This window comes from Pseudomonas canadensis (genome assembly GCF_030980095.1).
Taxonomy (GTDB): domain Bacteria; phylum Pseudomonadota; class Gammaproteobacteria; order Pseudomonadales; family Pseudomonadaceae; genus Aquipseudomonas; species Aquipseudomonas canadensis.
In genome coordinates, this window is sequence record NZ_CP133298.1 from 1,160,449 (window position 1) to 1,174,524 (window position 14,076).

The window sequence follows — 14,076 nt, forward strand, 5'->3', positions numbered from 1 at the left end:
AAATGTACATTTTATTAATAAGTACATTTTGTGAGGGGCACCTTGATGTCAGACGCCACTTCAATGGCCGAGGATTTCGCCAGCGGTCGCAGCGACCCCGTGCAAGCCCTTGAGCAGGCACTCGAAAAGGCGAGCCGGGCCCCGGCAGTCTTTATCAACCTGACCGCCGAGCGTGCGCGCCGCGAAGCCGAAGCCTCTGCCGCCCGTTGGCGCGCAGGCCAGCCGTTGAGCGGATTAGATGGTGTGCCATTGGCCTGGAAGGATCTGTTCGATGTGGCCGGCAGCATCACCACTGCGGGCGCCGCTTACCGCCGCAACGCGCCCGCTGCGTTGCTCGACGCACCGAGCGTGGGCCTGCTGTGCCGCGCCGGGATGGTCAGCGTGGGCAAAACCAACCTCAGCGAGCTGGCCTACTCCGGCCTGGGCCTGAACCCGCATTTCGGCACGCCGCACAATCCCTTTGGCACTGACCAACCACGCATTCCAGGTGGTTCGTCGTCCGGTTCAGCGGTGGCCGTTGCTGCCGGAGTCGTGCCCATCGCCATGGGCACCGACACCGCCGGTTCGATCCGCATCCCATCGGCGTTCAACGGCCTGGTGGGTTACCGCAGCAGCAGCCGACGCTACAGCCGCGACGGTGTGTTCCCCCTGGCGCACACCCTCGACAGCCTCGGCCCGCTGACTCGCAGCGTGCGTGATGCCCTGGCCATCGACGATCTGCTGCACGGCCGCATTCAAACCCACACCGCTCGCAGCCTCAAGGGCCAGCGTTTTGTGCTGTCGCAACAAGACGTAGAACCCGCCGTGCGCAACAATCTGCTGCGCGCCGTTGAGCAACTCAAGGCCCACGGCGCGCTGATCGAGGAGCGTGAATGCCCGACCTTCCAGGCCACCCTGGACCTGATCAAACACCACGGCTGGCTCGGTTCCTTCGAAGCCTTTGCCCTGCACGAAGCCTTGCTCGACAGCCCCGACGCGGAACAACTCGACCCGCGTGTACGTCGCCGCCTCGAAGCCGCGCGCACGCTGCCGGCCAGCCAGCTTTTGCACCTGGTCGACGCCCGCCGCCGCCTGCAACAGCAACTGGTCGACGACCTCGACGGCGCCCTCCTGATCACCCCGACCGTTGCCCACGTCGCCCCGGCGTTGGCGCCGCTGGAAGCCGACGACGACCTGTTTGTGAAAACCAACCTCGCCACCCTGCGCCTGACCATGCCCGGCAGTTTGCTCGACATGCCCGGCGTGACCCTGCCCAGCGGCCGCGATGCCCAGGGCCTGCCCACCGGGCTGCTGCTCAGCGCCCCGACGGGGGAAGACGCTCGCCTGCTGCGCGCAGCGTTGTCCGTCGAATCCGTACTCACTATTTAAGGAGACACATCATGGCTAAAGACATCCTCTGTGCATTCGGCGTCGACGTTGACGCCGTCGCCGGCTGGCTCGGTTCCTATGGCGGCGAAGATTCGCCGGACGATATCTCCCGTGGCCTGTTCGCCGGTGAAGTCGGCGCACCGCGCCTGCTCAAGCTGTTTGAACGCTACGGCCTGCGTACCACCTGGTTTATCCCCGGCCACTCGATGGAAACCTTCCCCGAGCAGATGAAGGCCGTGGCCGACGCCGGTCACGAAATTGGTGTGCACGGCTACAGCCACGAAAACCCCATCGCCATGACCGCCGAGCAGGAAGAAATCGTCCTGGATAAATCCATCGAGCTGATCACCCAGGTCACCGGCAAACGCCCGACGGGTTACGTAGCGCCGTGGTGGGAATTCAGCAAGGTCACCAACGAACTGCTGCTGAAAAAAGGCATCAAGTACGACCACAGCCTGATGCACAACGACTTCCACCCCTACTACGTGCGTAAGGGCGACAGCTGGACCAAGATCGACTACAGCCAGCATCCCGACACCTGGATGAAACCGCTGGTACGCGGCGAAGAAACCGATCTGGTGGAGATCCCGGCCAACTGGTACCTGGACGACCTGCCGCCGATGATGTTCATCAAGAAAGCCCCCAACAGCCATGGCTTCGTCAACCCGCGTCACCTTGAAGAAATGTGGCGCGACCAGTTCGACTGGGTCTACCGCGAACACGAACACGCGGTGTTCACCATGACCATCCACCCCGACGTCTCCGGCCGCCCGCAAGTGCTGCTGATGCTTGAGCGCCTGATCGAACACATCCAGAGCCATGCCGGCGTGCGCTTCGTCACCTTCGACGAAATCGCCGACGACTTCATCCGCCGCCAACCCCGTACCTGATACCCCCACCCTGTAGGAGCGGGCTTGCCCGCGAAAATCGTCAACGATAACGCGGGCATTCTGGGTGAACGCGGTGTCTATGCGTTCTTCGCGAGCAAGCTCGCTCCTACAGAGGGGCCACAAACCCTTGAGGCGCGACCCATGTCCATCTACAACAAGCTTGACCTGACTGGCTGGAAACCCCGGCAACTGACTTCCAAGGAGGTGCGTTTCGCCACCTGGATCGCGTTTTTCGCCTGGGTATTTGCGGTGTATGACTTCATCCTCTTCGGCACTTTGCTGCCGGAGATCGGCCGGCATTTTGGTTGGGGTGAAGTGGAGCAAGCTGAAATCGCGACGTGGGTGGCGGTGGGCACGGCAGTGGTGGCGTTTGCCATTGGCCCTGTGGTGGACAAATTGGGGCGCCGCACCGGCATCATCTTCACGGTGGCAGGTTCCGCGCTGTGCTCGGCGCTGACTGCGATTGGCGGCGCGTGGGGCAAGTCGCCGCTGATCCTGATCCGTTCATTGGGTGGTTTGGGTTATGCCGAAGAAACCGTCAACGCCACTTACTTGAGTGAGTTGTATGGCGCTTCGCAAGATCCGCGCCTGACCAAACGCCGTGGTTTTATCTACAGCCTGGTGCAAGGCGGCTGGCCGGTAGGTGCTTTGATTGCCGCCGGTTTGACCGCGCTGTTGCTGCCGATCATTGGCTGGCAGGGCTGCTTCATCTTCGCCGCGATCCCGGCCATCGTCATCGCGATCATGGCGCGCAAGCTCAAGGAGAGCCCGCAGTTCCAGATCCACCAGCGCATCAGCCAATTGCGTAAAAGCGGTGCAGTGACAGAAGCGCAAAACGTCGCCATGACCTACGGCGTGGACTACGACGAACACAGCAAGGCCGGCCTAAAAGCTGCGTTCCGTGGCCCGGCGCGGCGCGCCACATTAGTGATCGGCGCGGCACTGCTGCTCAACTGGGCGGCGATCCAGGTGTTCAGCGTACTCGGTACCTCGGTGATCATCAGCGTGCACCACATCTCGTTCGAGAACTCGCTGATCATCCTCGTGCTGTCGAACCTGGTGGGCTATTGCGGTTACCTCAGCCACGGCTGGATGGGCGACAAGATCGGCCGTCGCAACGTGATCGGCCTGGGTTGGATGCTTGGCGGCCTGTCGTTCGCCGGGATGCTGTTTGGCCCGAGCAATATGCCGATGGTGGTCGGGCTATACAGCCTGGGCTTGTTCTTCCTGATCGGGCCGTACTCGGCGGCGTTGTTCTTTATCAGTGAGAGTTTCCCCACCAGCATCCGCGCCACCGGTGGCGCAATCATCCACGCCATGGGCCCGATCGGCGCGGTGGTCGCAGGTTTTGGCGCGACCCAGGTGTTGTCCGCCGGCAGCGACTGGCAGACCGCCGCGCTGTGGTTTGGTGCGCTGCCGTGCTTCCTGTCCGGCGCCTTGATGTTTGCCGCACGCCATGTGCGTCCGGAAACCGTTCAGTAAGGAGTGTTTGATGAGCCGTAAAGTTGCCTTGATTACCGGTGCTGCCAGCGGCATCGGCCAAGCCCTCGCCGTGGCCTATGCCCGTAATGGCGTGGCGGTGGTGGGCGGGTATTACCCGGCCGATCCCCATGACCCGCAGACCACCGTCAGCCGGGTGGAAGAGGCGGGTGGCGAGTGCCGGATGTTGCCATTGGACGTGGGTGACACCGCTTCGGTGGACGCGCTGGCGGCGCAAGCTATCCAGCATTTCGGCCGACTCGATTACGCCGTGGCCAACGCCGGCCTGCTGCGCCGCGCACCGTTGCTGGAGATGACCGACGCGCTGTGGGACGAGATGCTTAATGTCGACCTCACGGGGGTGATGCGCACCTTCCGCGCGGCGACCCGGCATATGCATGCTGGCGGCGCCCTGGTGGCGATTTCGTCGATTGCCGGCGGCGTGTATGGCTGGCAGGAGCACAGCCATTACGCGGCGGCCAAGGCCGGCGTGCCGGGGTTGTGCCGTTCGCTGGCGGTGGAGTTGGCGGCCAAGGGCATTCGTTGCAATGCAGTGATCCCTGGGTTGATCGAGACGCCGCAGTCGCTGGATGCGAAGAACTCGTTGGGGCCGGAGGGCCTGGCCAAAGCGGCGCGCGCGATTCCATTGGGCCGGGTAGGGCGGGCGGATGAGGTGGCGTCGCTGGTGCAGTTTTTGACCAGTGACGCGTCGAGCTACCTGACCGGGCAAAGCATCGTCATCGACGGCGGCCTTACCGTCCGCTGGCCGGACTAACCGGTGTACTCATTCCAAATGTGGGAGCGGGCTTGCTCGCGAAAGCGTTGGGTCAGATAAATCTATTGTGACTGACCCACCGCATTCGCGAGCAAGCCCGCTCCCACATTGAACCTGTGTTTGATTCAGGAGCATTACATGCCTCAACTTCCTAATCGCCGTGCTGTGATCACCGGCGCCGGCAGCGGCATCGGTGCCGCCATCGCCCGTGCCTACGCCGCTGAAGGCGCCCGCCTGGTGCTGGCCGACCGTAACGCCGCCAGCCTCGCGGAAACAGCGATCACCTGCCGCAACCTCGGTGCCGAGGTGTTCGAATGCTTGGCGGACGTCGGCACCGTCGAAGGTGCGCAGGCCAGTGTCGACCGTTGCGTCGAACACTTCGGCGGCATCGATATCCTGGTCAACAATGCAGGCATGCTCACCCAGGCGCGCTGTGTCGACCTGTCCATCGAGATGTGGAACGACATGCTGCGTGTCGACCTCACCAGTGTGTTCGTCGCCAGCCAGCGCGCCTTGCCGCACATGCTCGCGCAGCGTTGGGGGCGGATCATCAACGTCGCCTCGCAATTGGGCATCAAGGGCGGCGCCGAGCTGACCCATTACGCCGCCGCCAAGGCCGGGGTGATCGGTTTCACCAAGTCCCTGGCCCTGGAAGTGGCCAAGGACAATGTGCTGGTCAACGCCATCGCGCCAGGTCCGATCGAGACGCCGTTGGTGGGCGGTATCAGCGACGACTGGAAACGCGCCAAGGCCAAGGAATTGCCTCTGGGGCGCTTCGGTCTGGCGGATGAAGTTGCACCAACGGCGGTGCTGCTGGCCAGCGAGCCCGGTGGCAACCTGTTCGTCGGCCAGACACTGGGCCCGAACTCTGGCGACGTTATGCCATGAGTGGGGTATAGCCATGTGCGGACTCTGCGGATTGCTCGGCGAAGACCTGCACTGGAGCGATCCTTTGGGCGACGAACTGCCCCGACGCCGCGAACGCCTGCGCCGAATCGCCGCTATCAATCAGGTGCTGGCGGTGTTCCGGCTTAAGGTCGAAGACTTCCAGGGCGCGTCGTATCTGCTGTTGGGCGCCACCGGTAAGCAGGCACTGGCCAGCGGCCTGGATCAACTCTGGCAGGCGGCCGAGACCATGCTCGGCCGTCCGCTTGACCCCCTCGACCCCCACTTGCTGGATCACCTGGACTTGTAGGAGCCCGGCTTGCCGGCGATGGCATTCTGAAGGACGCCATCGCCGGCAAGTCAGGCTCCTACAGGGGCATCATTGAGGTAGTAAACAATGAGCATGGCTCTGAATGTGATCACCGGCTTCCTTGGCAGCGGCAAGACCACCTTGCTCAAGCGCCTGCTGCAGGGTGAAAGCCTGGGCGACACCGCGCTGCTGATCAACGAATTCGGTGATGTCGGCATCGACCATCTGCTGGTGGAAGAGGTAGCACCGGACACCGTGCTGCTGCCCAGCGGATGCGTGTGCTGTTCGATTCGCGGCGAGTTGAAAGACGCGCTGCTCGGCCTGTTGCAGCGCCGCGAGCGCGGTGAAGTCCCGGCGTTCAAGCGCGTCATTCTGGAGACCACCGGCCTGGCCGACCCGGCGCCTATCCTTGCCACCCTGAACAACGACGTGCAATTGCGCGGGCGCTTCCATATCGGCCTGGTGATCACCCTGGTCGACGCCAGCCACGCCACTCTGCAAGAACGCCTGCACCCGGAATGGCTGGCCCAGGTGGCCGCAGCGGATCGCTTGCTGCTGAGCAAGACCGACCTGGCTGGCGATTGCACGGCGTTACGCGCTCACTTGCACGCGCTGAATGCCGGTACGCCGATCCTCGATACCCATGACATCCACAGCGGCGATCAACTGCTGCTCGGCGAAGGCTTGCGCAGCGCCGAACCTGCCGTGGAAGTCAGTCGCTGGCAACTGCATCGCACCGCCGCCACCACCCACGGCGCGGCCCAAGTGTGCAGCCTGACTTTCGACCAGCCTCTGGACTGGGTGGGTTTCGGGGTGTGGTTGTCGATGCTGTTAAGATGCCACGGCGAACGAATCCTCCGTGTCAAAGGGCTGCTCAACGTGAACGCCAGTAACGCTCCCATCGTCATTCATGGTGTGCAGCATTGCCTGCATGCGCCGGTGCACCTGCCTGCGTGGCCGGGCAGCGACCGGCAATCGCGCCTGGTGTTTATCCTGCGCGGGCTTGACCCTGCGCTGTTAAGGCGCTCGTTTGAAGTGTTCTCGCGGCGGTTCGCGGCATGATTACTCTGCGCGTCCTCGGCACCTCCGTCACCTTGCTTGAATGCCTGCGCGTACGCGCCGAGCAGGAACTGGGTATTCGCCTGGTCTACCAGGTGCACGATGTCGAGCAGGCCCAGCGCATTGCGGTGATGCAACCCGACAGCTACGACCTGTACGACCAATGGTTCCACAACGTCGACTTCGTGTGGCCGGCCCGGGCGATCCAGCCCATCGACACCCGGCGTATTGCGCTGTGGCACGAGATCAATGACCTGCCCAGGCGTGGGCGCCTGTCGCCCGATGACCGCCTGGGCAGCGGCAGTGTGCCCAGCGAACGCTTGTTCGTGCAGCACGATGGGAGCCTTGGCAGCACGGTCACCGATCGCATCAGCATGTTGCCCCTGACCCACAACGCCGACAGTTTCGCCTATCGGCCCGAACGGTTGCCCGAAGGTTTTTGCCACGGTAACGAAAGCTGGGGCTGGCTATTGGACCCCGCCTGGCGTGCGCGCACGGCTTTGCAGAGTGACGCGGCGATTGGTGCGTTGGATGCTGCATTGGCGGTGCAGGGCGCTGGGCTGGCCAGTTTCAGGGACATCGGCAATATGAGCATCGAAGAGATCGACGTGCTGGCTGACATTCTGGTGCGCAAGCAGAAGGAGGGGCACTTTGCGGCGTTCTGGTCTGATGATGAAGAGGCGGCGCAATTGATGCTTAGCCCTAGCATCGATATCCAGAGCCTGTGGTCGCCGACCTTGATGCGCCTGCATCGCGCCGGGGTGAAATACCGCCTGGCGGTGCCGCGTGAAGGGTATCGCGCGTGGTTTGGGGGGTTGTCGTTATCGCGGCATGCCAAGGGGCCGGTGCTGGATGCGGCTTACGCGTATTTGAATTGGTGGTTGTCGGGGTGGCCCGGGGCGGTGATGGCGCGCCAGGGGTATTACATTGGCAATCCGGCGCGTAGTCGAGATCACTTGAGCAGTGCGGAGTGGGATTACTGGTATGCCGGCAAGCCTGCTCGGGAGGAGTTGCTGGGGAGTGATGGGTTGCCTTTGATTGATGTGGGTGAGGTGCGGGATGGGGGGTCTTATGAGGCGCGTATGGGGCATATTGCGGTGTGGAATTCGGTGATGGATGAGCATAATTATTTGGTGCGCAGGTGGGGGGATTTTATGCGGGCTCGGTGTGTTTGATTGATTTCTTGATTGAGTACATATCCGTTGCTGCGGTCACGGCTGGTATTGGTTCCGCTCTTACAGCGGGTCACTTTTTGAAAAGCGCAAAAAGTAACCAAAAACGCTTCGCCCCAACACTCGGCACCTCGCCTAGGCTCGGTGTGCCCTCACTCCGGCTTGAATCCGTGGGCCGCCGCGATGGGCCATCCTTGGCCCAGCGCGGCTAACCCGGCGTCCTGCCGGGTTACCCACGGATTCAAGCCTGCGTTCGGCCAGCGTGTTTGACGGGGCGCCTCAGATCAAGATCAAGAGCGACTCGCTTCGCATCGTAGATACGCGGTCCCGTGTAGGAGCCGGGGGGACGCCTAGTTCTTGCCGGCGAAAAACGTGAGACCGTCGCGTTTGTCTGGTTCCCCCGCGTCATCGTTGAAGACCATCGCCGGCAAGCCGGCTACTACAGGACCGCCTTTGCCTTTGCTTCACACCACTCAAGCCGGCTGTCAGGCCGCTGTGCTTTTGCTTTTGATCTTGATCTTAGGCGCCCCGTCAAACACGCTGGCCGGAATTCGGCAGGGATTTGGGGGGTAAACCGGCAGGGATGCCGGTTTAGCCGCCCCGCGCCATGGATGGCGCGTGGCGGCGGCCCCCCAAATCCCTGTCGGATTACGGGCACACCGAGCCTAGGCGAGGTGCCGAGTGTTGGGGCAAGAGCCCTTTGCTTACTTTGGGGCTTTTCCAAAGTGAGCCGCCGTAAGGGCGGAACCCAAAGTGGCCGTTACCCAAATAACGGATATGTACCCAACTCAACCCCCCCCCCCAGCCAACCCATTGTCGCCAAAAAACCGCCACGAAATTCCCCGGTTTTATTGGGTGCACTTAACCAAAGTCCCAGCTAATCTCCTAACACCCAATATTCAATCAAAATGGATATTTTTTTGACGCCAGGTCAGCAGTCGCAGGGAATGCACATGACAAAGGGACGTAGTGGCAGAGAGAGGCGAACGCTGCCAGAGGGCACTGCAATGAGGTGGCGCCACACGTTCCAAACCCGTATCGCCGGGGTGCTGGCGCTGTTACTGCTGGTAGTGGTCGGCGCCACCTATTTCGCCGTCAAGACCGCCACCACCCGCGCCGTGGAAAACCAGGCGCAAGTCCAACTGCAAACCGGCAGCCAAGTGTTCGAGCGCTTGATCGACCTGCGCGGGCGTCGCCTGCAGTACGGCCTCGACTGGCTGACCGTCGACCTCCCGTTCAAACAAGCCGTGGCCGAATCCAAGACGGTGCCGATTCTCGCCGCGTTACGTCGCCACGGCACGGGCATCCGTTCCAGCGAAGTGTTTGTGCTGGGCCTGGATGGCAAGGTCATGGTCAGCACCTTGCCGATCCTCACGCGCGGCCAGCTTTTTCCCTATGACGACGCCCTGCGCCATGCCCGGCGTTCGGGCTTGCAGATGCTGATCGTGGCCCTGGATGGGCGGCCGTATCTGCTGGTACAGGATGAAGTGATCGACGAGTTGCCCATCGCGCGCATCGTCATGGGCTTTCCCATGGACAAGCTGTTCGCCAATGAACTGCGATCCATGAGCAATCTGGAGGTGTCGTTCCTCAGCGTGCAAAACGGCACGCCCGGCCAGTTGTACAGCACTCAACCGGATGCTTATCAGGCTGCCACCCTCAGCCTGCTGCGCGAAGGACATGTCGACCCCGAGCCGAAAATCCATTTGTTCTATGGCCAGCGTGTGCTCAGCCAGGTGTTGCCGCTGGCCAATACCGGCGATGGCGATGAAGTGCGGGTGCTGCTGCAAAGCCCACTCGACCATGCCCTGGAATCCTTTGCGCCGCTGGACCGGCAGTTCCTCGGGATTGCCCTGGCGGTGCTGCTGGTGTCGTTGGCCGGTGCGCTGTTTCTGGCGCGACGAGTATCGCGCCCGCTCAATGCCCTGGTGCAGGCGGCCGAGCGTATCGGTGCCGGTGATTACCGCACGCCGGTGCGGGTGCGCAGCCATGATGAATTCGGCTTGCTGGCCCGCGCCTTCAATGCCATGCAAAGCGGCATCGCCGTGCGCGAGCGGCAGTTGGCGCATAACGCCCTGCATGACCCATTGACCGGCCTGCCCAATCGCGCCCTGGTCATGGAGCGACTGGGCAGTGCGATCAGTGCGCGGCGGCCGGTGGTGTTGTTGTACGTCGGCATCGAAAATTACCGCGTGATCAACGAAGGCTTCGGCCCCGAGGGCGTCGAAGAGATGCTGCGCGAAGCCAGCCGCTGCCTGTCCATGAGCCTGTTGGCCAGTGATACGGCGGCGCGCATCGCCGGCAGTGAGTTTTTGCTGTTGCTGGAAAACACCGAGGTCGACCGCGCCGTGGCCCGCGCCGACCGCCTCTACGCGTTGCTCACCGAACCCCAACGCATTGGCAACGACGAGTTGCGCCACGAAGTGAGCATCGGCATCGCTGCCTACCCGGCCGACGGCCAGCAAGTGGAAGAGTTGATCAGCCGCGCCGCCATCGCTCGGCATGACGCGGCCAGCCTGCCGGGGCATTTGCAGATCTACCAGCAGGACCGCGACCTGGCCCACCAACGCCAGATCACCCTGATCCGCGACCTGCGCCGTGCTGCCATCGAGGGTGAGTTGTTCCTGTGCTACCAGCCCAAACTCGACCTCAAGCACGGCTATGTACGCCAGGCCGAAGCCTTGTTGCGCTGGCAACATCCGACCTTGGGCCAGGTGTCTCCGGCAGAGTTCATCCCCTTGGCCGAGCGCACCGGCAGCATGGGCAGCCTGACCCTGTGGGTGATCGAAGAAGCCATCCGCCAGATCGCCGAGTGGGCGCGGCGCGGCATGTTGATCCAGCTGTCGGTAAATATCTCGGTGGATGATTTGGCTGATGATGACCTGGCGATTCGCGTGACTGCGCTGTTGATGCAATATCAGGTTGAGGCCGAGCAATTGATTTTCGAGATCACCGAAAGCGCGATCATGCACAACCCGCAACAGGCTCTCAGTGTGTTGGAGCAGTTGCGCGACTGCGGTATCAGTTTGTCGGTGGATGACTTCGGGACTGGCTATTCATCCCTGGCACAATTGCAGCGCCTGCCGGTGCAGGAATTGAAGATCGACCAATCCTTCATACGCAACCTCGATAGCACCAGTGGCGACGGGGTGATCGTGCGCTCCACCATTGAAATGAGCCACAACCTCGGGCTCAAGGTCGTCGCCGAGGGCGTGGAATTCGCCCCTAGCCTCAAGCTGCTCAAACAGTGGAATTGCGACACCGCCCAGGGCTACCTGATCAGCCGGCCGTTGAACGCGATGGCGTTCGAGATGTGGATGCGCCGCGAGCGATCACCAGTCTGACACCCCCCCGTAGAAGCCGGCAAGCCGGCTCCTACGGTTATAAAAAAGGCGGCTACCTGTGAGGGGAGCCGCCTTTGTTTTGCTGCCAGTCAATCTTAATCCGGCAGTTTGAACGCCATCACATAGTCACCCTGCTTGGTCCCCAGGGAACCGTGACCGCCGGCCATGACCAGCACGTACTGCTTGCCGTCTTTACCGGTGTAGGTCATCGGGGTGGTTTGCGCGCCGGCTGGCAGGCGGCCTTCCCACAGTTGCTTGCCGTTTTTCACGTCATAGGCACGCAGGTACTGGTCGAGCGTACCGCTGAGGAACGCCACGCCACCGGCCGTGGTGAAGGTGCCGCCCAGGCTAGGCACGCCCATGGTCAGCGGAATCGGAACCGGCGCGCTGTCACGCACGGTGCCGTTCTTGTGCATCCAAATGGTCTTGTGGGTGGTCAAGTCGACCGCCGCCACGTAACCCCACGCCGGCGCCTGGCACGGCAGGCCCATTGGCGAGAGCATGGCTTCGAGGATCACACCGTACGGCGCGCCTTTGTTCGGCTGCACGCCTTCGGTTTCGCTGACGCGTGGACCTTGCTTGGCAATGTCGGCGGCCGGGATCAGCTTGGATTTGAACGCCATGTAGCTGGGGTTCACGAACGCGATCTGGCGTACCGGGTCGACGGAAATGCCACCCCAGTCGAACACGCCGAAGTTACCTGGGTAAACGATCGAACCTTGCAGCGATGGCGGGGTGAAAGCACCGTCGTAGCGCATGGATTTGAAATCAATGCGGCACAGCAGTTGGTCGAACGGCGTCACGCCCCACATGTCACGCTCTTTGAGCGGCGGTGGCATGAAGTTCAGGTCGGACTTCGGTTGGGTCGGCGAAGTGCGGTCGCCGGCTACAGCGCCTTGCGGTACAGCCACTTCGTGGATCGGCACTACCGGCTGGCCGGTCGCACGGTCCAGCACGTAGATGCTGCCTTGCTTGGTCGACGCCATCACCGCTTGCTTCACGCCTTCAGCGGTCTTGATGTCGATCAGCGACGGCTGGCCACCCACGTCCATGTCCCACAGGTCGTGGTGAGTGAACTGGAAGGTCCACTTCACGTGGCCGCTGTCGATGTCCAGGGCGGTCAAGCCGGCGGCGTATTTCTCGGATTCGTCGGTACGGTCGCCGCCGTATTGGTCGGGCATCTGGTTACCCATCGGCAGGTAGAGCATGCCGAGTTTTTCATCCACGGCGAACATGGACCACATGTTCGGCGAGTTGCGAGTGTAGGTCTTGCCTTCGGCCAACGGAGTGGTGTCGTCCGGGTTGCCGCTGTCCCAGTTCCACACCAGTTTGCCGGTGTGCACGTCGAACGCGCGGATCACGCCGCTCGGCTCGTCGGTGGAGACGTTGTCGGTCACGTGACCGCCGATGACCACCAGGTTCTTGGTCACGGCCGGTGGCGAGGTGGAGTAGTAACCGCCTGGGGCGAAGCTGCCGATGTTGGCACGCAGATCGACCTGGCCTTTGTCACCGAAGTCTTCGCACATCTTGCCGGTGTCGGCGTTCAGAGCGATCAGACGGGTGTCGGCGGTCGGTACGAAAATGCGTTTCGGGCAGGCATTCGGCGCGGCAGCCGGGCTGGCGCTGCCGGTCGGGCTCTGCTCGGAAGCGTAGGCGGCGTCATCGTGATACGACACGCCACGGCAGGTCATGTGTGCCCAGCCCTTGAAGTTTTCGGCACCCTGGCTGCTGATCTTCGGATCGAAGCGCCAGATTTCCTTGCCGGTATCCGGGTCCAGGGCAATCACTTGGCTGTGCGGCGTGCACACGTAGAGCATGCCGTTGACTTTCAGCGGGGTGTTTTCTGCGGTGGTCTCGCCTGGATCGTTCGGGCCAGGGATGTCACCGGTGCGATACGTCCACGCCGGCACCAGCTTGTGGGCGTTTTCCGGGGTGATCTGCGCCAGTGGCGAGTAGCGATCGCCGTAGGCCGAACGCCCGTAGGAGTTCCAGTCACCATCAGCTTGTGACGGTGCAGCGCTGGCCATGCCAGGGACTGCGTCGCGGTCCAGTTGGCCGGTCTTGACCATTTCACCGGGGTTGGTGAATTGGCTGGCCAGGGCGGTAGCACCCGCCAGCACCACGGCCACGCTCAGCGCGCCAGTGCCCAGCGGGGCAGGTTGGCCACGCAGCAACGGACGGCGAAACCACGGGAGCAGCATGACGATACCCAGGGCGAACAGCAGCGCCAGGCGCGGCACCAATTGCCACCAATCCAGGCCGACTTCCCACAGGGCCCACACGGTACTGGCGAACAGCACCAGTGCGTACAGGCCCAGCGCGGCGCGGCGGGTGGCCAGCAGCAGGATGCCGGTCAGGGTGATGCCGATACCGGCCAGCAGGTAGTACAGCGACCCGCCGAGCATCGTCAGCTTGATACCCCCGGCCAGCAAGGCCAGGCCCATGATCAGCAGCAAGACGCCTAGCAACCTGGGCAGCAGGCGGCTTGGGCTTGAAGCACCATCAGTGCTCATAGTGTGTTTCTCCGTGACGTTGGAATTATGTATCCCCGTGTTTCTTCACTGTAGATGACGATTCGACACGGGCTTGGTTCAGCGTTAATTCGGTTTTTCTGGGGATAAGTGTGGTTATCCACAGGCGGGCGATTTATCCCCAGGCGCAGGTCGGTGTAAGACAGCGCTGTCTTGGGCGGAGGGGGAATTCGGCAAGATGGGGTCGACCGCGGACGTGAAACGTTTCAGTTTGTTGCGGCAAGGATAAAGGGAGAGCGCGTCGAGAGAAAGCGTCAATCGCA

At 62.5% G+C, this 14,076-nt stretch carries 10 protein-coding genes; 9 read left to right on the forward strand and 1 reads right to left on the reverse strand.

The genetic code is table 11. The annotated features are described in order from the left end of the window. Positions 1-45 precede the first annotated feature (45 nt). The 9 genes from RB216_RS05265 to RB216_RS05305 all read left to right on the forward strand — a co-directional run bounded on the left by RB216_RS05265 (position 46) and on the right by RB216_RS05305 (position 11,282). Positions 46-1,368, forward strand: coding sequence for an amidase (locus tag RB216_RS05265; protein ID WP_308908388.1), 1,323 nt, complete (start codon positions 46-48; stop codon positions 1,366-1,368). Positions 1,369-1,379: 11 nt separating this feature from the next. After that, positions 1,380-2,258, forward strand: a complete 879-nt coding sequence (locus tag RB216_RS05270; protein WP_010212857.1) for a polysaccharide deacetylase family protein — start codon at positions 1,380-1,382, stop codon at positions 2,256-2,258. 141 nt (positions 2,259-2,399) lie between these two features. Continuing rightward, the gene (locus RB216_RS05275; RefSeq protein WP_028618999.1) at positions 2,400-3,740 is read left to right on the forward strand and encodes an MFS transporter; all 1,341 of its coding nucleotides are present in this window, start codon (positions 2,400-2,402) and stop codon (positions 3,738-3,740) included. A gap of 10 nt (positions 3,741-3,750) precedes the next feature. Then, the gene (locus tag RB216_RS05280) at positions 3,751-4,512 is read left to right on the forward strand and encodes an SDR family NAD(P)-dependent oxidoreductase (protein ID WP_068934726.1); all 762 of its coding nucleotides are present in this window, start codon (positions 3,751-3,753) and stop codon (positions 4,510-4,512) included. Between the two features lie 138 nt (positions 4,513-4,650). Further along, on the forward strand, positions 4,651-5,400 hold the full coding sequence (locus RB216_RS05285) for an SDR family NAD(P)-dependent oxidoreductase (protein WP_068934728.1): 750 nt from the start codon (positions 4,651-4,653) through the stop codon (positions 5,398-5,400). Between the two features lie 13 nt (positions 5,401-5,413). Further along, positions 5,414-5,707 (forward strand): hypothetical protein, encoded by a 294-nt coding sequence (locus RB216_RS05290; protein ID WP_028619002.1) that lies wholly within the window; start codon positions 5,414-5,416, stop codon positions 5,705-5,707. Between the two features lie 87 nt (positions 5,708-5,794). Then, positions 5,795-6,769 (forward strand): CobW family GTP-binding protein, encoded by a 975-nt coding sequence (locus tag RB216_RS05295; protein WP_028619003.1) that lies wholly within the window; start codon positions 5,795-5,797, stop codon positions 6,767-6,769. Continuing rightward, the gene (locus RB216_RS05300; RefSeq protein WP_308908389.1) at positions 6,766-7,941 is read left to right on the forward strand and encodes an ABC transporter substrate-binding protein; all 1,176 of its coding nucleotides are present in this window, start codon (positions 6,766-6,768) and stop codon (positions 7,939-7,941) included. The genes RB216_RS05295 and RB216_RS05300 overlap by 4 nt, the downstream gene beginning before the upstream one ends. A 1,004-nt stretch (positions 7,942-8,945) precedes the next feature. Continuing rightward, positions 8,946-11,282 carry a putative bifunctional diguanylate cyclase/phosphodiesterase gene (locus RB216_RS05305; RefSeq protein ID WP_305383717.1) on the forward strand — a complete coding sequence of 779 codons (2,337 nt, stop codon included), beginning with the start codon at positions 8,946-8,948 and terminating at the stop codon, positions 11,280-11,282. 95 nt (positions 11,283-11,377) lie between these two features. On the opposite strand, the gene RB216_RS05310 is transcribed toward RB216_RS05305, so the two are convergent. Further along, positions 11,378-13,795 carry a glucose/quinate/shikimate family membrane-bound PQQ-dependent dehydrogenase gene (locus RB216_RS05310; RefSeq protein WP_122723962.1) on the reverse strand — a complete coding sequence of 806 codons (2,418 nt, stop codon included), beginning with the start codon at positions 13,793-13,795 and terminating at the stop codon, positions 11,378-11,380. Between the last annotated feature and the right edge of the window lie 281 nt (positions 13,796-14,076).

Bases quoted from the DNA above. Each gene is read 5' to 3' on its own strand.
- RB216_RS05265 (WP_308908388.1), top strand. From the start codon at position 46: ATGTCAGACGCCACTTCAATGGCCGAGGATTTCGCCAGCGGTCGCAGC.
- RB216_RS05270 (WP_010212857.1), top strand. From the start codon at position 1,380: ATGGCTAAAGACATCCTCTGTGCATTCGGCGTCGACGTTGACGCCGTC.
- RB216_RS05275 (WP_028618999.1), top strand. From the start codon at position 2,400: ATGTCCATCTACAACAAGCTTGACCTGACTGGCTGGAAACCCCGGCAA.
- RB216_RS05280 (WP_068934726.1), top strand. From the start codon at position 3,751: ATGAGCCGTAAAGTTGCCTTGATTACCGGTGCTGCCAGCGGCATCGGC.
- RB216_RS05285 (WP_068934728.1), top strand. From the start codon at position 4,651: ATGCCTCAACTTCCTAATCGCCGTGCTGTGATCACCGGCGCCGGCAGC.
- RB216_RS05290 (WP_028619002.1), top strand. From the start codon at position 5,414: ATGTGCGGACTCTGCGGATTGCTCGGCGAAGACCTGCACTGGAGCGAT.
- RB216_RS05295 (WP_028619003.1), top strand. From the start codon at position 5,795: ATGAGCATGGCTCTGAATGTGATCACCGGCTTCCTTGGCAGCGGCAAG.
- RB216_RS05300 (WP_308908389.1), top strand. From the start codon at position 6,766: ATGATTACTCTGCGCGTCCTCGGCACCTCCGTCACCTTGCTTGAATGC.
- RB216_RS05305 (WP_305383717.1), top strand. From the start codon at position 8,946: ATGAGGTGGCGCCACACGTTCCAAACCCGTATCGCCGGGGTGCTGGCG.
- RB216_RS05310 (WP_122723962.1), bottom strand. From the start codon at position 13,795: ATGAGCACTGATGGTGCTTCAAGCCCAAGCCGCCTGCTGCCCAGGTTG.